Genomic DNA, 22,436 nt, shown 5'->3' with positions numbered 1-22,436 from the left:
CCCATCAGCCGGGGACCCGGGACACGAGACCGAGCAATGACAGTTCTTCGAGGCGTGCCAGAATGATTTCTTCCGCATCTCCGCCGGATTCGATATCGAACAGGGCAGTCAGCCGCGCAATAATCTCGGATGCGGCAAGCGCAGCCTCTTCCATCACTTCGAATATGGCGGGGGCCGGATCGGCTAGAATATGGGTGATACCGGACGGTCTGTGATACAGCAGTTTCATGCTGTCCAGGTCATGCCAGATCAGATCTTCTGCCGGCGCAGCCCGATATTTCTGGGTCATGGAGAACTACCTGCGAATCTGGTGCGACATAACCGATTGATAGCAGGCAAAAGTTAAAATGGTGCGGATATATCAGCGCGGCATTTGCAGCGAAGCATAACAGGTGAAGCCGCTCTGCCCGGACTGCAGCCGGCGAATATATTTCACATAGGCCCGCGACTGGTCGTTGGATGTCCCGGGCAAGGTGCGGCCCCTCATGGCGCGGCGTACTTCCTCGCCGGTGAAATTGCGACCGGCGGGCGGAAATGCTCCTGGCGTGTCTGCCGTGACCACTTTCCCGTTCGGCGCGATAAAACCGCCCGAAGCATGTTTGCCCGGCACCGGAATCTCGCAATTGAGAACGGAACCGGCGGTCTGCGCCAATGCAGGCTTGATGCTGACTACAGCTGAAGCCGTGACTGCGCCCATCATCAGGGCGCGGCGACGGTTTACAATGCCGCAATTCTCGCCATTTGCGTCTGACGGTTCAGATGGAAGGCCCTCTTTCATCGAATTTCTGTCCATTTTTCTTAGCTTCAGATAGGTGCACATAAGCGGAAATCGATTGAAAGGCGAGCAAACAGTCCCTCGCTCGCAACCGCGTCCATATTCGGGACATAGACATGCAAATCGTTAATATTGTCTCTATTTGCGAAAGCCGGTGCAGGCTCCCGAAACATTCCCGTTGCCGATGCGCCGGAGCACCGGCTAAACAGCGGCTATGATAATGCCAGAAACATTCCGATGACTTCGGTTTCCCCTCTTCGTTTGCTGATCGCTCTGGCGATCATTGTCGGCGGTGGCATTCTGGCCGGTCAAATGCCACAATCCGGCCAGCAGTTCATCGTGGTCATTGTCTCCGGCACCTTCGCCCTGTTCATGGTGATGCAGGACCGGCCCGCCTCGCCAATGCCGGATCCGGCAGCATTGGAACGACAGACCAAACGGATATTATATCAGGGGCGCTCGGAGGCCTATCAGGATATTATCGACCCGATAACAGATCCGATCATGCTGATCCGCAATGCCAAGGTCGCCGCGGCCAACCCGGCCGCCGCCCAGGTCCTGGGCAATCATATCGTTGGCGAGGACGTGCGCATCGCCATCCGCCATCCCGCCGCTGCCGACCGTCTGGCAAATCCGGATGCCAAACATACCGGTGAGCCCATTTTGCTGGTCGGTGTCGGAAGCACGGACCAGAGATGGGAATTGCGCATCCACACGCTTCAGGACGGACTGAAGCTGGTCCAGCTTTCCGATCGGTCCAGTCGCTATGCCGCCGAAAGAATGCGGACCGATTTCGTCGCAAACGCCAGCCACGAACTGCGCACACCACTGGCAGCCATCAAGGGGTTTATCGAAACGCTTGAGGACCCCACGGCCGGCAAGGACGATGCAACCCGCGCCCGCTTTCTGAAAATCATGTATGACGAAGCCGACCGGATGCAGCGTCTGATCGAGGATCTGATGTCGCTCTCCAGGATCGAGGCAGAGAAATTCGAGCTGCCTTCAGACGTGATAGATCTGAGCGAATTGGTCGAGGAAGCGCGTGATTTCTACATCAACAGCCGTGGCAAGAAAGAAAGTGAAATACTGGTCCATTTCCCGACTGTTATGCCAATGATCCACGGAGACCGGGCGCAATTGTCACAGGTCGTCAACAATCTGCTGAGCAACGCATTCAAATACGGAAGAAAAGGGGCACCGGTCACGATCAAGGTCGCGCCCAATAAATCGGGCACGATGCTTTATCTGTCGATCAGTGATCAGGGCGACGGCATAGCACCGGAACATATCCCCCGGCTCACCGAACGTTTTTACCGTGTCGACAAGGGGCGCAGCAAGTCGATTGGCGGTACCGGACTGGGGCTCGCAATCGTAAAACATATTTCGGAACGCCATGGGGGAAGGATGGAAATCAGCAGTGAGGTAGGCCGCGGTACAACGGTATCGGTATTGTTGCCGATCGCCAGCAAAAGTCCGGGAGCCGTTTCGCTGGCACAAGGCAGTGATTGAGCGATGATCGCGGGAAATATTTCTCCCGGGAATGAGTGTCCGAATGCATGGTCACATAACTGTAATATATTTGTCACGAACAGGACATTGCGCCTCCCTAGAAGCCTCCCGAACAAGCCTGTTGAAAGGGTTTCTGGCAGTTTTTGCGAGGGATCACCTGCAGTGGAATTAGGAACTATTCTATGTTGAGAACAATCGCGCTCGCGGCGGTCGCCTCCCTCGGGCTATCGGCCTGCCAGGACCAGGCGTCCGGTGGCCAAGGCGGCACCCGCAGCGAAATACGGATCGTCGGTTCCTCGACCGTTTTCCCCTTTGCGAAAGCGGTGGCAGAGCAGTTCAGCATCAACGGCGCCAATCCCTCTCCCATCCTCGAATCGACCGGTACCGGTGGCGGCATGAGCCTGTTCTGTGCCGGTGTGGGCGCGGACACGCCCGATATCGCCAATGCATCCCGCCGGATCAAGGCATCCGAGTTTGAACTGTGCCAGAGCAATGGCGTGACCGACATCGTCGAAGTGCAGATCGGTATCGATGGTATCGCGGTTGCCCAAGCGAATAACGGCCCTGCCTTTTCGCTGACGCCGGCCCAGATTTACGAAGCCATTGCGGCAAGGCCCTACGGCAAGGAAAACAAGAACGAGAAATGGTCTGATATCGATTCGTCCCTGCCCGACTTCGCGATCAGCGTTTACGGCCCGCCGTCCACGTCAGGTACGCGCGACGCGCTGACCGAACTGATAATGGAAGTGGGCTGTACAACCGATTCGGCCACCAAGGCGCTCAAGGACAGCGACGAGGAAGCCTTCAAGGACATCTGTCATGAAGTCCGCACCGACGGCGGTTATGTCGATGCGGGGGAAAATGACAATCTCATCGTCCAGAAACTGAAAGCAAATCCCAACAGCGTCGGAATTTTCGGTTTCAGTTTTCTGGAAGAAAATCTGGACAGCGTTCGTGGCATTTCGGTCTCGGGGGTGGAGCCGACCTATGATGCGATTGCATCCGGCAATTATCCCGGCGCACGCCCGCTTTACGTCTATGTCAAAAAACAGCATGTCGGTGTCATTCCGGGGCTTCGCGAATATATGCTTGAGTTTATCGAGGCTGGCAGCCGCGACGGTTATCTGGTGAAAGCCGGGTTGATTGCATCGCCAGAAAATGTACGAGCGGTGATGACCGACGTGATCCGTGACATGCCTCCGCTCGCGATCGGCGAACTTGAATAGGCACGCTTTGACGCGCGCTACATACTTGATGATATTGATGCAGGAGCGGAACCAGATATTGTGACAAGTGCGACGCTTCTTTTTCTCGTGATCGGCCTGGGGCTGGTCGCCTGGTTTTTTGGCCGCCTGAAGGCTTCCGGAATGCAGGCGAGCGGAGAGACCTCCCGATCTGCGCTCCATTCGCTGCCAAATTATCATGGCTGGTATGTCGCCTTGTGGGCGATCGTTCCGGCCGCGATTTTCATGACCATTTGGAATTTTGTCAGCCCGGCGCTGATAACCGATGCCGCGCTGACCAGCGCTGCAGCGGCCGGGCTACCGCAGGACAGCTTTTCCCGGGCAGCGATCCTGTCCGAGGCCCGCGCGATAGCTTATGGCAACCAGACCAATGCCTTCAATCCGCTGTCGCAATCGATGGTCGAACCCTATCGCGAAGCTATTGCCTATTATCAGATGATCGGAACGGTCGCGGCACTGCTGATGGTATTCGCCTGCGGTGTCTATGCGTGGCTGCAGATCAAGCCTGACCTGAGGGCGCGGACCAAGATCGAGCGTGTGACAATGCTGATTCTCCTGCTCGCATCGCTTATTGCAATCATCACCACCGTCGGCATCTTCCTGTCGCTGGTGTTCGAATCGGCACGCTTCTTCTCGATGGTGTCACCGATCGATTTTCTGTTCGGTACCGAATGGAATCCGAAAGCGGTGGCCGGTCCGAGAGGCGAAACCGGATTTGGCGCCATTCCGCTTTTCTGGGGCACCGTCTTTATCGGCGCGATAATCGCGATGATCGTCGCGATCCCGCTCGGCCTGATGAGCGCCATATATCTGACCCAATATGCACCAGCGAAATTCCGCGCTTGGATGAAGCCGATACTCGAGGTTCTCGCCGGGGTGCCGACGGTTGTCTACGGCTATTTTGCCGCATTGACCGTCGCTCCGGCTTTGCGCGACTTCGCCGTTTCGATCGGCATTGCCGGTGCGTCGTCGGAGTCCGCTCTCGCAGCTGGTGTGGTCATGGGCATCATGATCATTCCGTTCGTCTCGTCGATGGCCGATGACAGCATTGCTGCGGTACCCAGCGCAATGCGCGACGGTTCGCTGGCGATGGGAGCCACCCATAGCGAAACGATCAAGAAGGTGCTTATCCCGGCTGCCCTGCCAGGTGTCGTTGGCGGTGTTCTGCTGGCCGTCAGCCGCGCGATTGGCGAAACGATGATCGTGGTCATGGCTGCCGGTCTCGCTGCCAATATGACCGCCAATCCTTTTTCCAGCGTGACCACCGTCACTACGCAAATCGTGCAACTGCTGACCGGTGACCAGGAATTTGACAGTCCGAAGACGCTGGCTGCCTTTGCCCTCGGACTGGTTCTGTTCATCGTAACGCTGCTGCTCAACCTTATCGCCCTGCGCGTGGTCAAAAAATATCGGGAAGCATATGAATAGTCTCACCGAAACGAAGCGCAATCCGACTGACTGGCAGGGCCCGGCGATGCAGAAGCGCATCGCCCGGCGCTATGCGGCCGAACGCCGCTTCAAGGCCCTGGGCATGGCTGCGGTCATGCTTTCGGCGGGCTTTCTTGCTTTTTTGCTGGTGGTGATGGTCGGCAACGGCTTCCGCGGCTTCACCCAGACAGAATTGCCTGTCGATATTGATTTTCCGGCTGTTACCGGCGGCGCTTCGGCCAGCCAGTTTGAAGGGCCCAATGCCAATGCCAATTTGCAGTCCATGGGGCTGCGTGAAATCGTCGACAGCAGCATCGAGATCCAATATGGCCCGGACGGAACGGAGCTCTTTTCGCCGGGTGGCTGGACCGCGGTTAGCGCGATGATTCTGAATGATCCGGATATTGTCGAACAGAAAACCACGATATATTTGCCGGTTATTTCCGATATCGATGTCGCTTACAAGGATGCCGGTAATCCGGAAGCAGAAGAGAAAGTGCGCGAACTGGGAGATCGTTTCTCGACCGGCTTCAACTGGAATTTCCTCAGCCATTCCGATGCCACCGACCCGATGCAGGTCGGCATATGGGGTGCGTTCAAGGGGTCGCTGATCACCATGGTTGTCACCTTGCTGCTGGCCTTTCCGGTGGGCGTGCTGGCGGCGCTCTACCTTGAGGAATATGCGCCGAAGAACCGGCTGACCGACCTGATCGAGGTTTCTATCAACAATCTGGCGGCTGTCCCCTCGATCATCTTTGGCTTGCTGGGGCTTGCCGTATTCCTGAATTTCTTCGGCATGCCGCGATCCGGCGCTCTGGTCGGCGGCCTGACCCTGGCGCTAATGACCATGCCGGTGATTGTGATCTCGGGGCGTAATGCCGTTAAATCGGTACCGCCGTCTATTCGCGAAGCAGCGCTTGGCATCGGCGCGAGTCCGTTGCAGGTGGTCTTTCACCATGTCCTGCCGCTGGCCCTGCCCGGCATCCTGACCGGTACCATCATCGGCATGGCCCGGGCGCTCGGCGAGACTGCGCCGCTGCTGATGATCGGCATGCGCGCTTTTATCGCCACCCCGCCCAATGGCATTACCGATCCGGCAACGGTATTGCCGGTGCAAATTTTCCTGTGGTCGGATGAAGTCGACCGCGGTTTTGTAGAAAAAACATCCGCAGCGATCATCGTGCTATTGTTGTTCCTGCTGACGATGAACGCTCTGGCCATCTATCTGCGCAACCGTTTTGAAACCCGCTGGTAGGTGCTGTGATGAATGATGATCTGACAATGCAAGAAGCAAGTGAAAGCGCAAATATGACAGATTCGGCCCCGACTGATATGGCAAGCGAAGCCTCCACGCCGAAGATGACGGCTCGCAATGTCAACGTGTTCTACGGCGACAAGCAGGCGATCAATGATGTGTCCATCGACGTGAACATGGATAATGTGACCGCCTTCATCGGGCCTTCCGGCTGCGGCAAGTCTACCTTTCTGCGTTGCATGAACCGGATGAACGACACGATTCCGATCGCCCGGGTCACCGGTGATATCCAGCTGGACGGAGATGATATCTACGCGCCGAAAATGGATGTTGTCCAGTTGCGGGCGCGGGTCGGGATGGTGTTCCAGAAACCGAATCCTTTTCCCAAGTCCATCTATGACAATATCGCTTATGGGCCGCGGATCCACGGCCTCGCTACGGGCAAGGAAGAACTGGACAATATTGTCGAATCCTCTCTGCAGCGCGCCGGTCTCTGGGGTGAAGTGAAGGACCGGCTTCACGATAGCGGCACCGCATTGTCGGGCGGGCAGCAGCAGCGCCTGTGTATCGCCCGTGCCATTGCGGTCGATCCCGAGGTGATCCTGATGGACGAACCCTGCTCAGCTCTCGATCCGATTGCAACGGCAAAGATCGAGGAACTGATCCATGAATTGCGTGGCAAATATGCGATCGTCATCGTAACGCACAATATGCAGCAGGCCGCGCGCGTATCCCAGAAGACGGCGTTCTTCCACTTGGGAACCCTGGTGGAATATGGTGAAACGACCGATATTTTCACCAATCCGCGGGAAGAGAAAACACGGGACTATATCACCGGACGTTACGGCTGATATCTCGAAGTCTAGGAAGTCAAAAATGGTCAATACTGGTACAGAACATACGGTTAAAGCCTTCGATTCTGACATAAACGAATTGCGCGGCATGGTCGCGGAAATCGGCGGACGCAGCGAGCAGGCCATTTCCAAGGCCATGCGCGCGCTGGAGAACAGCGATCTGGAACTGGCGGAAGAAGTTGTTCGGGAAGACAAGCTCATTGACGAACTCGAAAAACGGATCGACGAGCTGACATTCCAGACCATCGCGCTGCGGGCGCCCATGGCTGACGACCTGCGGGAATTGATTGCCACATTCAAGATATCCGGTGTGGTCGAACGGATAGGCGATTATGCCAAGAATATTGCCAAGCGGGTGCCGCTTGTTACCACAGCCCATCGTCTGACGCCGATCTCGCTGCTGCCATCCATGTCGAAAATCGCCAGCGAACTGGTGCGAGATTCGCTGGACGCGTTTGCGCGACGGGATGCGGATCTGGCGATGGAAGTGAACCGCCGCGACCAGATTGTCGATGATTTCTACAACAGCATTTTCCGTGCCGTAATCACCCATATGATTGAAAATCCCAAGGATATCGGGGAAGCGGCCCATTTGCTGTTCATCGCAAAAAATCTGGAGCGGATCGGTGATCATGCCACCAATGTTGCCGAGATGGTCTATTTTGCGGCCACCGGAGAGCCGATGCCGGAACGGACACGCGGCGAAAATCCGACGACACCGGTCGACGAAGCGCCCATCGACGGGGAAGACTGATGGTCAACGCCAAATTACTGCTGGTCGAGGATGATGCCGCCCTGGCGGAACTGCTGACCTGGAATTTCAAGAAAGAGGAATATGACGTCATCCATACACCGGATGGCGAGGAAGCCTTGCTGCTGGTGCAGGAACATCGTCCCGACGTGATCTTGCTCGACTGGATGCTGGAAAGTCTCTCCGGAATCGAAGTGTGTCGCCGCCTGCGCCGCTCTTCGGAAACCGCCAATATCCCGATCATCATGCTGACCGCCCGTGGAGAGGAAGAGGACAAGATCCGTGGCCTAGAAACCGGTGCTGACGATTATATCACCAAGCCGTTCAGCCCCCGTGAACTAATCGCCAGAGTGAAAGCCGTCCTGCGGCGTGTCCGACCGGCGCTGGCGGGCGAGAAGCTCAGCTTTGGCGATCTGGAAATGGATACCGTTGGCCACAAGGTGAAGCGAGGCGGCGACACTATCCCGCTCGGTCCCACCGAATTTCGTCTGCTGCGCCATTTTCTGGAGCATCCCAACTGGGTGTTTTCCCGCGAACGACTGCTCGACAGCGTGTGGGGGCAGGACAGCGATATTGAACTGCGTACCGTTGATGTCCATATCCGGCGGCTGCGAAAAGCGCTAAACGCCAATGGCAGATCGGATATCATTCGTACTGTAAGATCAGCGGGCTATGCGCTCGATACCGACGCTGTCGAAGGCTGATATCCCGGCGGAGCAAGGTTCATCACGCGCCGATCTGATCTGCTAGTCGCCGACCAGTTTCATCAGCTTGCGCTCGATCGGTGCCAACACGCCGGCCAGATCATGGCCGCGTTTCAAAACCTGTCCCTGCTCGCCGCGTAGCGACCACATGCCCTGGCGATTGCGTTCAGACGGTCGCTTCTCTATCCGCATCTGCGGCCGTTCCGATGCGCGACGGAAAGCAGCGAATATCGCGACATCCCGGCGCATATCCATGGCGTAATCCTTCCAGTGTCCAGCCGCGACCATTCGGCCGTAAAGTCCCAGAATCCGCTCTATTTCACGACGTTCAAAACCCACCTGGGTGGCCGCGCCGCGCTGCGGAAAAGGGGATATGTTGGAATCGCCGAAACGCATCAAGCGCTGTCGCGTCCCTCTGATTCAATTGACTCTTTGTCGCCGTTTCGCTCTTTCGCAAAGGCCGCTATGCGTTTCTGCAACTGTTCCATTTCGCATTGCAGAATTTCCAGTTTTTGCGTCGACGGATCGAATATTTCACTGCACGGCGTGCCGTAAGGAACAAATTCCTTCTGATAATCCTTGGCCTCAACCAATGTCGGGCGGGCGCGGACACCAACCATGGTTGCACCTTCCGGAACATCCTGGGTCACGACCGCATTAGCCCCCACCCTCGCTCGCGTGCCGACCGTGATAGGACCGAGCACCTGGGCTCCCGAACCGAGAATAACGTCATCCTCGATTGTCGGATGTCGCTTGCCGCCGACGCCATTTGCCGGGTTCGTCCCGCCCAGGGTAACGCATTGATAGATAGTTACATTATCGCCAATTTGTGCAGTTTCACCGATTACGGTAAACCCGTGGTCGATGAACAGATGGCGGCCGATTTTGGCACCCGGATGGATATCGATCGCTGTGAAAAAGCGGGAGATATGGTTGATCAACCGGGCGAAGAAATATAATTCGCCCTTGAATAGCCAATGCGCGAGGCGGTGGAGGCCAAGCGCCAGCACGCCAGGATAAAGCAGCACTTCCCAGCGCGATCGGGGTGCCGGGTCGCGCGCCTTTATGGAATCCAGATAGGCGCCGAGTTGCCGAAACATAAATTTCCTCCGGAAGATACGAATATCATTAACTAGGTAGGACAGGCCCGTATTTCCAGTTCTTTTTCGAAACGGAAATGGGAACGCACTTTTCAACCCATTGTTTATCACTATAGCAGATCAATATACATTTACTGATCGAAGGCTTCGATAATGTCGACCTATCTCCCCACGTTGAAGCAATTGCAATATCTGGTTGCGCTGAAAGAACATGGCCATTTCGGAAAAGCGGCGGAATCCTGCTTTGTCACCCAGTCGACATTGTCTGCCGGGATCAAGGAACTGGAGGCGCTGCTCGATATTGTTCTGGTCGAGCGGACCCGCCGGGTGGTCCGTTTTACCGAACTGGGCAACCAGATGGTCGAGAAAGCCTATCGTATTTTACGGGAGGCTGAGGAATTGTCCGAAATGGCCCGATCTGCCGGTAAGCCACTGGCGGGGGACGTCCGGATGAGCGTGATCCCGACCATCGCTCCCTTTCTGCTGCCGCGACTGCTGCCGCAACTGCGCAAGGAACGCCCGGAGCTGAAACTTTATCTGAAAGAGGAAACCAGTCAGGCAGCCTGCGACTCGCTGCATCATGGCCATGCGGACTGCGTCTTGCTGGCACAGCCCTTTCCCTGCGGCGATGTCGAATCGGCAATGCTGTTCAGCGACGAAATTTTTGTGGCCTTCCCGAAAGACGATCCGCGCGATCCTCCGCCGCAGGTTGATCCGGCTACCATCGACGAAACGCAATTGCTCCTGCTCGAAGACGGACACTGCCTGAAAGATCATGCCCTCGCGGCCTGTAACCGACCGGAACTCCGGGCATCCGCGCGGATGATGGGTACTTCCCTGCATACTTTGGTGCAAATGGTCGACAATGGCCTTGGTCTGACCCTGTTGCCCAAAATGGCCATAGATAGCGGCATTCTCGATCACACCAATATCGTTGCCAGACCGCTACAGTCGGATCGTGCCACGCGCGACATCGCGCTGGTCTGGCGCAAGAACAGCCCACGCCGAAGCGAGTTTCAGCTGCTGGCAGAAATCATGAAAGGGGCGCAACACCGGGTTGCCGAAAAACAACTCTAGTTTTTCCGAAGGTCCCATTTTTGCGATGCATCGACATCCGATGCGCGCTCTTCGATCCATTTCGTCGTTCCGTCGGTCCGGGTTTCCTTCTTCCAGAAGGGCGTAACCGTCTTCAGCTTGTCCATGATGAAGGAACAGGCCTCGATTGCCGCTCCGCGATGATCGGATCCGGTTATCACCAATACGATATTATCGCCCACCGCCAGTTTCCCGACGCGGTGAATGATGGTGACGGCGTGGAGCGGCCAGTCCGCCCGTGCCGTTTCGGCAATCTTGTGCAGCGCCTTTTCGGTCATTGCGGGATAATGTTCCAGCGCGAGCGATTGCAGATTCCCGTCATCGCGAACCTGTCCGATAAAGCTGGCAATCGCGCCGCCGCCCTGCCCCGAAACTCTCGCTGTCTCGACCACGATGTCGAAATCGTCCGGTCCGACCGAAATTCTGATCATCCGCCCGTTACCGGCGGAAAAATCGCCAGCTCCTTCGCCGAACCGAGCGGGCTTGCCGGAAGGCCATAGTCCTGATCGAGGGCAAAGCGCAATTTGGCCAGGTCGGCAAATATCTCGGCATAGACGCCGCCTCGCGCAACCAACATCATAACGACATCGGCAATAGTCTCGATGCCCTCGCCGAGCGCGACCTGTTCCTGGTCCAGACCAAGCCGCTCCCGAACCCAGGCAAAATAGACGATGTCGAGCGAGCGTGCCATCAGTCCATATGCTTCAGGCCGACGCGGAGATAGTCCCAGCCGGTGATCAGGGTCAGGATCGCCGCCGCCCAAAGCGTCCACAGGCCAACGGTTTGCACAATCGGAAATTGCGGCAGACCGCCTGCCAGAATCAAAGCGCCGAGGGAAATCATCTGGAATCCGGTTTTCCACTTTGCCAATTGAGAAACCGGAACGCTGATCTGCAACCCCGCGAGAAATTCACGGAGACCCGATACGGTTATCTCCCGCAGCAATATGATAATGGCGGCAATGGCGTGCCATCCGCTGATATCGCGTGTGAATATCAGCATTAGAACGACCGCGGCGACCATGATCTTGTCGGCAATCGGATCGAGAAATATGCCGAGCTTCGAAACCGTGCCTTGGGAACGGGCCAGATAGCCGTCGAAATAGTCGGTGATCGCCATCAGACAATAGAGCCCGAACGTCAGTAAATAGTCGATGGGGAGCGGTTGCGGCCGAACCGATTCGAAATTTGGCCAGAGCAGAAACACGAGAATCGGAACCGCGAAAATTCGCGAGAGCGTCAATATGTTCGGCAAGTTCAGCATTATGGCTCTCGCATAGACAGATTTGCCCGAAATGAAAATTGTTTCAACCAACAGGAGTGGAAATTCATTGCGAGGACAGTCGGTCATTGAATTTGACGCACAGGCTGAAAGGACTAAGGATGCCGTAACCCTCATCCTTTGCTCGAACAGAGATTTTCACTTTATGCAAAATACTGCGCATTTGCTGCGAACGAGAAGATTTTTGCCGCTGTTCCTGACACAGTTGCTCGGGGCATTTAATGACAATCTCTTCAAATTCTCGATGGTCATCCTGGTCACCTATGGAATTTATGAAAGCGAATCCGAAGATTTCGCGTTCAATGCGCTGGCGTCCGGCCTTTTCATATTGCCGTTTTTCCTGTTCTCGTCGCTGGCGGGGCAGTTGGCGGACAATTATGACAAGGCGCGAATTACGCGTTTCGTCAAAACCCTGGAAATTTTCATTGCCGTTGTCGGCGGTATCGGACTCTGGCTGCAGTCGATACCGATAATGCTGACCGCCCTGTTTCTTCTTGGTCTGCAATCGACTTTCTTTGGTCCGATAAAATATGCCGTTCTTCCCCAGCATCTGGAGCAAGACGAAATATTGGGAGGCACCGGACTGGTAGAAGCGGGAACCTATATCGCAATTCTGGCCGGCACGATTCTGGGCGGGATCATCATCGACCGGAATGGAAATGGTGTAGAAATTGCCGTAATCGCGGTTTTTGTAGTGGCGCTGATTGGACGCATCGCCGCCCAGTTCATGCCGCCAGCACCGGCACAAAAGGAAGTTGAAGCGATTGACTTCAACTTTGTCCGCTCATCGATACGCCTGATTTCCGCTACCTTGCATGTGCGCCGACTATATCTGGCGATTATCGCGATCAGCTTTTTCTGGACCATAGGATCGGTGCTGATCATCCAATTCCCGCCGCTGGTTGAAAATGTGCTGACCGCAACTCCGCAGGTCGCCAGCCTGTTTCTGGGCGTATTCTCAATCGGCATTGCCGTTGGTTCGATACTGGTCAACCGGCTGCTGAAGAGCGAAGTTTCAGCGCGTTTTGCGCCGGCTAGCGTGATCCTGATGGGGGTATTCGTGCTGATACTCTATTTCATTGCGCGCAGTTGGCAGGGTTTGCCGGAGGGCCAACTTTATACGTTCGACACTTTTATCGTCCACGAAGGGGCGTGGGCCTTGCTCGGCACTCTGGCCGGCGTATCTATTTTCGGCGGCATGTTTGTTGTTCCCCTATACGCCTTTCTGACAACCACGGTGGACATCAGCCAGACCGCCCGCACGATTGCGGCCAACAATGTTGTCAATTCCGGCTGTATGGTCGTGGGCGCTCTGGTCGCGCTGGGGCTGAGCATGATCGGTGTGTCAACGACCGAACAGCTTTTGCTGGTCGCAGCCATGTGCCTGGTCGCGGCATGGCTCGGGCAGCAATTGCATCGGGCCTGCGACTAGTCGAGCGGCAACGACTGCTCAGACGATGAACATGTAAAAAGCAGTAAAGAAAGCGAGGAAGCTAAGCAGAAACAGGCTGACATCTTCTCCGAATCCCTTGCTTTTCGCGATTGATACTCTGTCGCTGTCATGCTCTTCAGCGGCGATATCCACGATTTTTACCGGCAGACTGCGGCGAAAACTGTGTCCCGGCCGTTCGGCTGCTACAACCAGATGTCTCGAATTCTCTCTGTCCATGGCCTTGGTTAACAATTTGTTAGCCATATATTCCAGCCCGAAATTGCCCCTTTTGGTTAACGTCTTGAATTGGTACAGGCTATGAAAATCAAGGGATAGAGCGATAACAGGCGGGTAAAATTAACTGTTGTCCATCCTGCGCCGGTTCAAAGGCCTATTTTTAGACAAAAGTTCAACCTGTGTGATCTTTGCAACTGATTGGCGATATTGTGGTTTTGAACAATAAGATGGTTGATTTCAGCATGCTCTTATGTCAATGCTCGAAGCGTATTAAGTGAAATGCGAAACCCTGAAGGAGCAAATTATGCGTTTCGGTAAAATAGGAATGGCTGCAGCAGCAGCTGCATCGCTTGTAAGCGCACCCGTTTTGGCACAGGCCTCCCAGCCTGTTTCTTCGGCTGTACGCACCAGCGCAACTGTCGAAGGCGAAAATGATCTCGAAGGTGGCTCCGGCATCATCATCGCAATTCTGGCAGCAGCAGCAGTGATTGCTGGCATCATCATCGCAGCCGATGGCAGCGACGATACGCCAACCTCCCCCTGAACTTGTTCAGATACAGATTTTGAAAATGGCGGCCCTTCGGTCGCCATTTTTTTTGCCACGATTGCGGGTTGATTGACCGGTTTCGGTCAATCTTTCCTGCAATGAAACAAAGCCGTAAAGCCATTGGTTGCACATTCGGAAGCGATTACCCATATCTGCTTTCATGACAGAAAATCAGCAACATGGCCTGCAGCAATGGCATGGCACAACAATCCTATCGGTGCGGAAAAATGGCAAGGTCGTGGTCGTCGGAGATGGCCAGGTCTCGATGGGGCAGACAGTAATGAAGCGCAATGCCCGCAAGGTAAGGCAGCTGCACGATGGCTCGGTGATCGGCGGTTTTGCCGGGGCAACCGCTGACGCTTTCACCTTGTTCGAAAGATTGGAAGCCAAGCTTGAGCGGCATAACGGGCAGTTGATGCGGGCCGCTGTCGAACTTGCCAAAGACTGGCGAACCGACAAATATTTGCGCAATCTGGAAGCCCTGATGATCGTGGCGGACAAGGATGTCACGCTGATCCTGACCGGCAACGGCGATGTTCTGGAGCCGAACGAAGGCATCGCGGCGATCGGATCCGGCGGTAATTTCGCGCTCTCGGCAGCCCGCGCCTTGATGGATTACGAAAAGAACGCCGAAAAGCTGGCGAAAAAGGCGATGGAAATCGCCGCGGAAATCTGTGTCTACACCAACGACCAGGTCACCATAGAGACGCTCGACAGCGACAGCTGATCCTGGTCGACCCCATTATCACCAATGAAGAGAATTTAGCATGCAGGCGAACCTGACCCCCAAAACAATCGTCAAGGCACTGGACGACCATATCATTGGTCAGAAGGAGGCTAAACGCGCCGTTGCCGTTGCCCTGCGCAACCGGTGGCGCCGCCAGCGCCTTCCTGCCGAGTTGCGCGACGAAGTCACGCCCAAGAATATTTTGATGATCGGCCCCACGGGTTGCGGCAAGACGGAGATTTCGCGCCGGCTGGCGAAGCTGGCGGATGCGCCCTTTATCAAGGTCGAGGCCACCAAATTCACCGAGGTGGGCTATGTCGGTCGCGACGTCGAGCAAATTGCCCGCGATCTTGCCGAGGAGGCAGTCCGGCTGGAGCGCGACCGCCGGAGAATGGCGGTCCATGAAGCGGCAGCGGAAGCCGCGATGAACCGGCTGCTCGATGTGTTATGTGGTGAAAATGCCAGCGAAGCCACGCGCGAGAGCTTTCGTCAACGGGTCGTCGACAATCATATGAACGATACCGAAATCGAGATCGAAGTGGAAGACACGCCCAATATGCCGATGGATATTCCCGGTATGGGCGGTCAGGTCGGGATGATCAACCTGTCGGATATGATGGGCAAAGCGTTCAACCAGTCGCGCCTGAAGCGCCGCAAGATGCGGGTTGCCGACGCCTGGGACAAACTGATTGAGGAAGAATCCGACAAGCGGCTGGACGACGAGGATATCTCGCGGGCCGCAATTACCGACGCCGAATCCAACGGTATTGTTTTCCTTGATGAGATCGACAAAATCGCCGTCAGCGACATGCGTGGCGGATCGGTTAGCCGGGAAGGGGTTCAGAGAGACCTGCTGCCGCTGATTGAGGGAACGACGGTTGCAACCAAATATGGCCCGATGAAAACAGACCATATCCTGTTCATCGCTTCCGGTGCCTTTTCGATATCGAAACCGAGCGACATGCTTCCCGAATTGCAGGGACGGTTGCCGATCCGTGTCGAATTGCGGGCGCTGACCGAGTCCGATTTCGTCCGGATATTGACCGAAACACGCGCCAATCTGCCTGAGCAATATGTTGCATTGCTGGGAACGGAAGATGTTACCATCAAAATTACCGACGATGCGATTGACAAGCTGGCCGAAATCGCGGCAAATGTGAACGAAACGGTCGAGAATATCGGCGCCCGCCGGCTGCAGACGGTGATGGAAAAACTGCTTGAAGAAATCAGCTTTGATGCGGAGGACCGGACCGGTGAGGAAATCATCATCGACAGGGCCTATGTCGAAAAGCAGCTTTCTGATGTGGCAAAAGACACCGATCTGTCCAAATATGTATTGTGATGGTAAAAGCGAGCGTTCGGCGGCGTTTTGTCGATCGTAAAAACAGGCCCCGCTTTGTAACATTCCGGCTTCGGTCCACGAATATTGGCAAAGATAGTTGAATGGAGCATAAAATGACCCGAACCGCGTTGACCTTGTCTTCCCTTGCCGTGCTGGCGCTGACCGGCTGCTCCGAACCCGCTTCTGAAACGGGCACCGGCGCATCCGATCAGACGGAAAGCAAGCCGGAAATTTCGGTTGCTCCGATAACCGAGGCGGAAAGCATCGATGCCGGTCTCGCGGTGGGAGAACAGGTTCCCCTGGAGACCGGCTTTTTGGCCAACGGCAATGAAACAAGCTTTGCCGAAATTCTCGAGAATGGTCCTGCCCTCGTGGTTTTTACGCGCTCGGTCGAATGGTGTCCCTATTGCCAGACGCAATTGAAAGCGATCAACGGCATCGTCGGCGACCTCAAGGACCGTGGCTATACGCTCTATGGCCTCAGCTATGACAGTCCGGCGCAACAGGACCGTTTTTCGAAGAACCAGATGCTGCAATATGAGATGCTGTCCGACCAGTCCTCGGCGGTGATCGACGCATTCGGGTTGCGCGACCCGCAATATACCGACGGGCGTGCCGTCGGTGTTCCTTATGCATCGGTCTATCTGATCGACAAGACCGGGAAGATCATCGCGAAAACAGTGTCCGGCGATTACACAAAGCGGCCAAGCAATGACCAGATACTCGCGCTGGTCGACTCAATCTGAGTCCAGCGGCTAGTTGCTGGCGGCGGCATCCACTGACTGTCCGGGCACTCCATTGTCATTGGCCGCCAGATTTTCCGCTTCGGGGAGCACCGCGAGCTTCCATTTTTTTGCATCATCAAGATATTTGATTGCCAGCGCCTGCACTTCTTCCGGTGTGATTACCGTATAGTCACGCAGCAGGGTCTGCAGGGCGGCGAATTTCCGGGGGTTGTAGCTCGCACCTTCCAGCTGGCTCATCCAGAAACTGTTGCCGCTGCTGGCCCGCGCGATCAACTGACGAAGAGGCTCGACCACGCGCTGAAGCTCATCCGTGCTAACCGGTTTTTCCCTTAAATCCTTGGCTATCATGTCGATGACATTGTAGAAGCGGTCAATATTGTCCGGGGTCAACTGGCTTTGAGCGCCGATATATCCACCGGATTCAAATTCCACAGGCCAGCTGTTGATGACCTGCGGACTATAGCTTGCCCCCTGTTGCGACCTGAGGATTTCAAAAAGCCGGTCATTGAATATCGACGACAGGACCTCCAGTTTGCGACTCTCACGAACATTGTCCAGCCCGCCGCCCGTCGGCCAAGCCACCATGGCAGCGGCTCTTTCCCGATCACCCTTGTGGACCAGTATTTCTGGACCGGCTTCTGGCGCTGGAAATTGCGGGGATCGCGCGTCCGCGGCGACCGGTTGCGCGTCCCGTTTTGGCAACGCGCCGAACGTTTTCAGTACGGATTCGACGGCCTGGTCCCGGTCAAAATCACCAAACAGCATCACTTCCACCGGTCCGCTGGCCAGTATCGGTTTCCAGAATTTCTTGAAATTCTCGGCGGTAAGATCCTTGAAATCTTCCTTGTTCGGCGTCTTCCAGCGCGGATCCTTGCCGCGAACCAGCCATTCCAGATCACGGCCAAGTACCGCCTGCGGAGAGGCCGAGAAGCTGTCGTAGCTAATCAGCGCAGCGGCTTTGCTTCGAACCACAGGGGCGGCATCCCAACGCGGAAAGGCCAGTTTAGCCGCCATCAAATGCAACTGGTCCTCTAGATCCGATGGACGCGTATCGGCAGAAATTTCAAACGCGTCATTGTCGATGTTGAACGAAAGCCCGATGCGTCTACCGGTTGTGATCTTGTCCAGTTCCTCCTGCCCGAGATCGGCGACACCACTGGGCATCAGCGCCATGGCGCCGGACCAGGCCAGAGTCTCCTCTTGAGATGAAAGGCCGCTATACCCCTTGCCAAATCTGACATTGACCATGACTTTGTTGCGCTCGGCGTTGTTCGGAAACATCAACACCCTGACGCCATTGGCCAGAACCAGCTTTTCGATATCAAAACGATCATATTTCTCGGCCGACAGCACCGATCCCATTTCACCGATTTTCCTGAGCGCTTCAAAACCGATATCGGACTGGGCCATACGGACGTCGCTGGCGGCATCGACGGGCCGTCGCAACGCCTGCTCCAGACGGGTCTTGCCATTGTCGATGATGTGAGGCGAAGTCAGCAGGGCGCGCGTGGCGACGCCGGAAAATAGTTTTTGCGTCGAATCGAGCAGTCGGTCCGGCGTGTACATATCCCGCATCGCGTGAAAGACATCGAGAGCCACCTGGGGTGTGGCCACCGTTTCGCGTATATCGACAGCATTGATGATATCATCGGCCTGCTTGCGCGCCGCCTCTGTCTGATAGCTTTCGACGCCGATCGCCAGAGCCGCGTCAAATTCCGCGACCTCCCGGGCAATATCCTGTTCGGAGGGCGCTGTGGTGGTTGCATCGGCGATAACCGAACGGACATCCTCCAGCGCAGCTTCCCAGTCTTCTCCCAGCGGAACAATGCTGACGAAAGTACCATCTATCGATCGGCTGACATCTTCCTGACCGACGCTGGCTTGCAAATAACTGCCGCCTGCCCGCGCCCGCGCTTCGAGCCGGCGGTTGATCAGCTGCAAGGCCAGAAGATCGACCAGAATCTGCTGGTTATATTCAATAGTGTCCTCAACCTGTTCCCAGGGGCGCGCGATGACCATCGAGATGAACCGCGGCAAAGTGGGTTCGATAACCACCCGGCTGATACCGGCATCAGCCCGAACATCGCCAAAGTCGGGAATCTTGCCCGCCTCGCCCTTGCCTTGCCATTGCGAAAAATGCTTGTTCAGCAATTGCTCGAACAGGGCCGGATCACCGTCGCCGGCAATGACGATGACGGCCATCTCCGGTCGATACCAGCGCTGATGGAACAGTTGCAGCATCTGTGGCGTGGCCGCGCTCAATGTTTCCGGCGTGCCGATGGGCGCGCGTTTTGCCAGACGCTGCCCGGCAAAAAACAGTTCGCGGGTCGCGTTTTGCACATCCGCCTGCGGACCGGCGCGCTCGCGCAATTCGGCCAGAACGACGGGACGTTCGGCATTGACCGCGGTGGCAGTGAGTCCGGGCGAGCGCATCATGCCCGACAGGATTTTCAGGCTTTCATCGAGACTGTTGCGGTTCGCATTGGGAAGGTCGAGCTTGTAGACGGTTTGCGTCGGCGTGGTTTCGGCATTGCTGTCGCTTCCGAAGGTTGCTCCCAGACGCTGCCAGACCCGCTTTGCTTCGCCGTCGGGGACATGGGTCGAGCCGCGAAATGTCAGATGCTCCATGAAATGGGCAAATCCCTGTTCCGCTTCAGTTTCCATTAACGAGCCGACATCGAGCCGAAGGCGGATCGATACCTGGCCCGGCGGGACGCCATTGTGCTTGACGGCATAACGCATGCCGTTCTCCAGCACGCCAAAGGTCCAGCTTGTGTCAACCGGAACATCGCTGTTCTCGTATAACCACGGGACTTCAGCATCCGTCCGGCTCTCTTCGGCATGCGCCATGCCGGGCATTGCCAGCAGAGCAAGCAACAGAAACAGAATGGAAAGGCCTGGATGGAGGCGCAGTGATAATGTTCTCATGCGTCAGGTATAAGCAGGCTCAATCTGACTGGCCAGTGAATAGTCCTCTCGTTTCCCCCATCTTCCACAGAGAGATTTTGTTTAGCCCTTGATCGCTCCGCATATAATCGCCAGATAGCAGTCATGTTGATAGAAACCGAAAAAACACCAAATCCCTCGACCCTCAAATTTCTGCTGGGCCGGCCGGTCATGTCCGAAGGAACCCGAGACTTTGCCTCGCCCGAAGATGCCGAAGTATCTCCGCTGGCCGAAGCGCTGTTCACGCTCGGCGATGTCACCGGTGTTTTCTTCGGATCGGATTTCATTTCGGTTACCTGTGGACCAGGTGCCGACTGGAGCGATCAGAAACCGCAGGTGCTAAGCATATTGCTCGACCATTTTTCTGCCGGACTGCCGCTCTTCAAACCGGGCAGTGCCGGCGACATTATTGTCCCTCCCGAAGAGGAGGTACATGATGATCCGGAAGATGCCGACATCGTCGCACAGATCAAGGAACTGATCGAAACACGGGTCCGCCCGGCGGTTGCCAATGATGGTGGCGATATCATCTACCGCGGCTTCAACCAGGGCACCGTGTTCCTGAAAATGCAGGGGGCCTGCGCCGGTTGCCCGTCGTCGACAGCGACGCTCAAACACGGCATTGAATCCCTGCTCAAACATTACGTCCCGGAAGTTACGGAAGTCCGGGCCGCCTAAACGTCATCCAAAGAAAGCAGAGCCATGAATTCTCCACTCGATCAGGCTGCGCTGGACCAGCTGTTTCTCGAAGCCCGTACCTATAACGGCTATCATGACAAGCCGGTAACGTTCGAACAGCTACACGCTATCTGGAATCTTATGAAAATGGGCCCGACCAGCGCGAATATGCTGCCAGCCCGGCTGATCTGGTGCCACAGCCAGCAATCACGCGACCGGTTGGCCAACCTGTCTGCGGCAGGCAATCAGGATAAAATCCGCAAGGCTCCGGCCGCCGTGATCATCGGAATGGACGAGAATTTCCACGAACATCTTCCGGAACTTTTTCCGCATGCCGATGCAAAAAGCTGGTTCGAAGGCGATGCCGAGGCCCGCAAGGTCCATGCAATGCGCAACAGCTCGCTCCAGGGCGCCTATTTCATTCTGGCGGCGCGCGCGCTCGGCCTCGACACCGGTCCAATGTCCGGCTTTGACAATGATGCCGTCGACAAGGAATTTTTCGGCGACCAGCCGCACGTCAAGTCCAACTTCATATCGACGCTTGGCTATGGCGATCCCGCGACAATTTTCGACCGGAGCCCGCGCCCGGATTTCGATAAATTCAACAGCCTGATCTGACGAATTGATGGGCGAGCGCCTTCTCGCGATCGACACGGCCAGCCCTGCATGTTCCGTCGCACTGTTTGAAAATGGTGCGTTGATGGCTGCTAGTTATGCCGAAATCGGTCGTGGCCATGCGGAAAAGCTGATTCCGGCGATCGCCAAACTTCCCGATCGCGGCAAGGCCGACAAGATATTGGTCAATTGCGGACCGGGCAGTTTTACCGGCGTTCGGATCGGTATTTCCGCCGCCAAGGCGCTTGCGCTCGCTTGGGGTTCGGATATTCACGGCTATAATTGTCTCGCACTGGTGGCGGCGCAAGCACTGGATCAGCTCGAACAGCCTGAACCGATTTGTGTGGCCATGCTGGCCGGCCATGGCCAATATTTTGTCCAGAATTATTGCGCTAACGGCAAACCGGCCGGTGATTTTGCTTCCCTCACACCGGAACAGGCTGTGCAAGAGGTGCGGGCAGATGTCATAGCGGGATCGGCCGCGAAAGAGCTTGCCACGCTTGCCGGTAGCAAAAGAGACATTTCAATATTGCCAAATGCGGCGCATATCTTTTTAGTGGCAGAGGATATGAAGAATATGTTCCCCAAACCGGATTACGGGCGCAAGCCCGACGCCAAGCCTACGAAGACAGGCTGATCAATGGCCACGCGCGAAAGCCCTAGCGAAGATCATGGCCTCTTCCCGATCGGAATACGGCTTGGTAATCTCGATGATCTTGGCGATGTCATGCACGTCATGGAACATGCTTTTCCGAAAACCTACGGCGAAGGATGGAATACCCATCAATGCCGTTCGATGCTGTCCCTGCCGAATGCCAAACTATTGATTGCAGAATGCAAAAACATCATCTGTGGTTTTCTGATCAGCCGGCAGGCTGCAGACGAAGAAGAACTTCTGATGATTGCGGTGGCTCCGGAATGCCGAAGCAAAGGCGTCGGCTATCATTTGCTCGAACATATGCTGAGACTTTCAGTAAATAACGGAGTTAATGCGGTTTTTCTGGAAATGAGAGAAGATAATCCGGCGAAAATACTATATTCGAAATTTGGATTTCAAAAAATTGGTGTGCGAAAGGCCTATTACACCGGCCCGGATATGCAAAAATTCGACGCGGTTACTTACAAGACAACGCTCAGCGTTTAAACTAATGTAACTGACAGTTTGCCTAT

Annotated in this window: 26 protein-coding genes; 17 read left to right on the top strand and 9 right to left on the bottom strand. The window is 55.7% G+C overall.

All coding sequences use genetic code 11. The annotated features are described in order from the left end of the window. Positions 1–4: 4 nt before the first annotated feature. Both ACHZCJ_RS02655 and ACHZCJ_RS02650 read right to left on the bottom strand, forming a co-directional pair. On the bottom strand, positions 5–289 hold the full coding sequence (locus ACHZCJ_RS02655; RefSeq protein WP_321323661.1) for an HPr-rel-A system PqqD family peptide chaperone: 285 nt from the start codon (positions 287–289) through the stop codon (positions 5–7). A gap of 72 nt (positions 290–361) precedes the next feature. Next, the gene (locus tag ACHZCJ_RS02650) at positions 362–778 is read right to left on the bottom strand and encodes a hypothetical protein (RefSeq protein WP_321324967.1); all 417 of its coding nucleotides are present in this window, start codon (positions 776–778) and stop codon (positions 362–364) included. A gap of 129 nt (positions 779–907) precedes the next feature. Between ACHZCJ_RS02650 and ACHZCJ_RS02645 the strand changes: the two genes are divergently transcribed. The 7 genes from ACHZCJ_RS02645 (at position 908) to phoB (ending at position 8,520) form a co-directional block, all read left to right on the top strand. Next, positions 908–2,284, top strand: coding sequence for an ATP-binding protein (locus ACHZCJ_RS02645; protein WP_321323659.1), 1,377 nt, complete (start codon positions 908–910; stop codon positions 2,282–2,284). A gap of 182 nt (positions 2,285–2,466) precedes the next feature. Beyond that, entirely contained in the window at positions 2,467–3,510 is a 1,044-nt protein-coding gene (locus tag ACHZCJ_RS02640) for a substrate-binding domain-containing protein (protein ID WP_321323657.1), read from the top strand. 60 nt (positions 3,511–3,570) lie between these two features. Then, a complete protein-coding gene (gene pstC / locus ACHZCJ_RS02635; RefSeq protein WP_159643006.1) occupies positions 3,571–4,956 on the top strand; it encodes a phosphate ABC transporter permease subunit PstC in 1,386 nt (461 codons plus the stop codon). Next, the gene (pstA, locus tag ACHZCJ_RS02630; protein WP_159643008.1) at positions 4,949–6,211 is read left to right on the top strand and encodes a phosphate ABC transporter permease PstA; all 1,263 of its coding nucleotides are present in this window, start codon (positions 4,949–4,951) and stop codon (positions 6,209–6,211) included. Before pstC ends, pstA begins: the two co-directional genes overlap by 8 nt. Positions 6,212–6,264: 53 nt before the next feature. Next, complete coding sequence (pstB, locus tag ACHZCJ_RS02625) at positions 6,265–7,062, top strand: phosphate ABC transporter ATP-binding protein PstB (protein ID WP_159643010.1); 798 nt, start codon at positions 6,265–6,267, stop codon at positions 7,060–7,062. A gap of 25 nt (positions 7,063–7,087) precedes the next feature. Beyond that, the gene (phoU, locus tag ACHZCJ_RS02620) at positions 7,088–7,819 is read left to right on the top strand and encodes a phosphate signaling complex protein PhoU (protein ID WP_159643012.1); all 732 of its coding nucleotides are present in this window, start codon (positions 7,088–7,090) and stop codon (positions 7,817–7,819) included. After that, positions 7,819–8,520: a phosphate regulon transcriptional regulator PhoB gene (gene phoB / locus ACHZCJ_RS02615; protein ID WP_100094691.1), complete on the top strand. Its 702-nt coding sequence runs from the start codon at positions 7,819–7,821 to the stop codon at positions 8,518–8,520. Before phoU ends, phoB begins: the two co-directional genes overlap by 1 nt. A 42-nt stretch (positions 8,521–8,562) precedes the next feature. On the opposite strand, the gene ACHZCJ_RS02610 is transcribed toward phoB, so the two are convergent. Together ACHZCJ_RS02610 and epsC are read right to left on the bottom strand one after the other, a co-directional pair. After that, positions 8,563–8,916, bottom strand: coding sequence for a DUF2794 domain-containing protein (locus ACHZCJ_RS02610; protein ID WP_321323652.1), 354 nt, complete (start codon positions 8,914–8,916; stop codon positions 8,563–8,565). Beyond that, positions 8,916–9,620: a serine O-acetyltransferase EpsC gene (epsC, locus tag ACHZCJ_RS02605; RefSeq protein ID WP_321323650.1), complete on the bottom strand. Its 705-nt coding sequence runs from the start codon at positions 9,618–9,620 to the stop codon at positions 8,916–8,918. The genes ACHZCJ_RS02610 and epsC overlap by 1 nt, the downstream gene beginning before the upstream one ends. Positions 9,621–9,773: 153 nt before the next feature. Here epsC and ACHZCJ_RS02600 point away from each other — a divergent pair, with 153 nt between their 5' ends. Then, positions 9,774–10,697 (top strand): hydrogen peroxide-inducible genes activator, encoded by a 924-nt coding sequence (locus tag ACHZCJ_RS02600; RefSeq protein WP_159643018.1) that lies wholly within the window; start codon positions 9,774–9,776, stop codon positions 10,695–10,697. On the opposite strand, the gene ACHZCJ_RS02595 is transcribed toward ACHZCJ_RS02600, so the two are convergent. The 3 genes from ACHZCJ_RS02595 to pgsA are packed head-to-tail and all read right to left on the bottom strand — an operon-like array spanning position 10,694 to position 11,978. Beyond that, the gene (locus ACHZCJ_RS02595) at positions 10,694–11,146 is read right to left on the bottom strand and encodes a molybdenum cofactor biosynthesis protein MoaE (protein WP_321323649.1); all 453 of its coding nucleotides are present in this window, start codon (positions 11,144–11,146) and stop codon (positions 10,694–10,696) included. The two genes, ACHZCJ_RS02600 and ACHZCJ_RS02595, sit on opposite strands and share 4 nt — an antisense overlap. Beyond that, complete coding sequence (gene moaD / locus ACHZCJ_RS02590; RefSeq protein ID WP_159643022.1) at positions 11,143–11,406, bottom strand: molybdopterin converting factor subunit 1; 264 nt, start codon at positions 11,404–11,406, stop codon at positions 11,143–11,145. The genes ACHZCJ_RS02595 and moaD overlap by 4 nt, the downstream gene beginning before the upstream one ends. After that, a complete protein-coding gene (gene pgsA / locus ACHZCJ_RS02585) occupies positions 11,406–11,978 on the bottom strand; it encodes a CDP-diacylglycerol--glycerol-3-phosphate 3-phosphatidyltransferase (RefSeq protein ID WP_159643024.1) in 573 nt (190 codons plus the stop codon). Before pgsA ends, moaD begins: the two co-directional genes overlap by 1 nt. Positions 11,979–12,141: 163 nt before the next feature. Here pgsA and ACHZCJ_RS02580 point away from each other — a divergent pair, with 163 nt between their 5' ends. Beyond that, the gene (locus ACHZCJ_RS02580) at positions 12,142–13,428 is read left to right on the top strand and encodes an MFS transporter (RefSeq protein ID WP_159643026.1); all 1,287 of its coding nucleotides are present in this window, start codon (positions 12,142–12,144) and stop codon (positions 13,426–13,428) included. Positions 13,429–13,446: 18 nt separating this feature from the next. Here ACHZCJ_RS02580 and ACHZCJ_RS02575 read toward each other — a convergent pair whose 3' ends face one another. Then, entirely contained in the window at positions 13,447–13,692 is a 246-nt protein-coding gene (locus ACHZCJ_RS02575; RefSeq protein ID WP_236553847.1) for a hypothetical protein, read from the bottom strand. 277 nt (positions 13,693–13,969) lie between these two features. On the opposite strand from ACHZCJ_RS02575, the gene ACHZCJ_RS02570 reads away from it, so the two are divergent. The 4 genes from ACHZCJ_RS02570 (at position 13,970) to ACHZCJ_RS02555 (ending at position 17,027) form a co-directional block, all read left to right on the top strand. Further along, on the top strand, positions 13,970–14,209 hold the full coding sequence (locus tag ACHZCJ_RS02570; RefSeq protein ID WP_159643028.1) for a hypothetical protein: 240 nt from the start codon (positions 13,970–13,972) through the stop codon (positions 14,207–14,209). A 163-nt stretch (positions 14,210–14,372) separates the two neighbouring features. Further along, positions 14,373–14,939, top strand: coding sequence for an ATP-dependent protease subunit HslV (gene hslV, locus ACHZCJ_RS02565; RefSeq protein ID WP_159643030.1), 567 nt, complete (start codon positions 14,373–14,375; stop codon positions 14,937–14,939). A 40-nt stretch (positions 14,940–14,979) separates the two neighbouring features. Continuing rightward, the gene (gene hslU / locus ACHZCJ_RS02560) at positions 14,980–16,281 is read left to right on the top strand and encodes an ATP-dependent protease ATPase subunit HslU (RefSeq protein WP_321323642.1); all 1,302 of its coding nucleotides are present in this window, start codon (positions 14,980–14,982) and stop codon (positions 16,279–16,281) included. A 113-nt stretch (positions 16,282–16,394) separates the two neighbouring features. Continuing rightward, on the top strand, positions 16,395–17,027 hold the full coding sequence (locus tag ACHZCJ_RS02555) for a peroxiredoxin family protein (RefSeq protein WP_321323640.1): 633 nt from the start codon (positions 16,395–16,397) through the stop codon (positions 17,025–17,027). A 9-nt stretch (positions 17,028–17,036) separates the two neighbouring features. Here the strand turns inward: ACHZCJ_RS02555 and ACHZCJ_RS02550 are convergent, their stop codons facing one another. After that, positions 17,037–19,955 (bottom strand): insulinase family protein, encoded by a 2,919-nt coding sequence (locus ACHZCJ_RS02550; RefSeq protein WP_321323638.1) that lies wholly within the window; start codon positions 19,953–19,955, stop codon positions 17,037–17,039. A gap of 123 nt (positions 19,956–20,078) precedes the next feature. Here ACHZCJ_RS02550 and ACHZCJ_RS02545 point away from each other — a divergent pair, with 123 nt between their 5' ends. Genes ACHZCJ_RS02545 through rimI form a run of 4 tightly spaced genes read left to right on the top strand, consistent with a single transcriptional unit; the run spans position 20,079 to position 22,410 of the window. After that, positions 20,079–20,651: a NifU family protein gene (locus tag ACHZCJ_RS02545; protein ID WP_159643038.1), complete on the top strand. Its 573-nt coding sequence runs from the start codon at positions 20,079–20,081 to the stop codon at positions 20,649–20,651. Positions 20,652–20,675: 24 nt separating this feature from the next. After that, positions 20,676–21,269, top strand: a complete 594-nt coding sequence (locus tag ACHZCJ_RS02540; protein WP_321323635.1) for a malonic semialdehyde reductase — start codon at positions 20,676–20,678, stop codon at positions 21,267–21,269. A gap of 7 nt (positions 21,270–21,276) precedes the next feature. Continuing rightward, positions 21,277–21,903 carry a tRNA (adenosine(37)-N6)-threonylcarbamoyltransferase complex dimerization subunit type 1 TsaB gene (gene tsaB / locus ACHZCJ_RS02535; protein ID WP_321323633.1) on the top strand — a complete coding sequence of 209 codons (627 nt, stop codon included), beginning with the start codon at positions 21,277–21,279 and terminating at the stop codon, positions 21,901–21,903. Positions 21,904–21,906: 3 nt separating this feature from the next. Beyond that, positions 21,907–22,410 carry a ribosomal protein S18-alanine N-acetyltransferase gene (gene rimI, locus ACHZCJ_RS02530; protein WP_321323631.1) on the top strand — a complete coding sequence of 168 codons (504 nt, stop codon included), beginning with the start codon at positions 21,907–21,909 and terminating at the stop codon, positions 22,408–22,410. Positions 22,411–22,436 lie beyond the last annotated feature (26 nt).

The sequence above is a fragment of the uncultured Parasphingorhabdus sp. genome (assembly GCF_963677535.2).
Lineage (GTDB): Bacteria > Pseudomonadota > Alphaproteobacteria > Sphingomonadales > Sphingomonadaceae > Parasphingorhabdus.
Note: the sequence above shows the minus strand (reverse complement) of the source record. Positions and strands in the feature narration are given on the sequence as shown.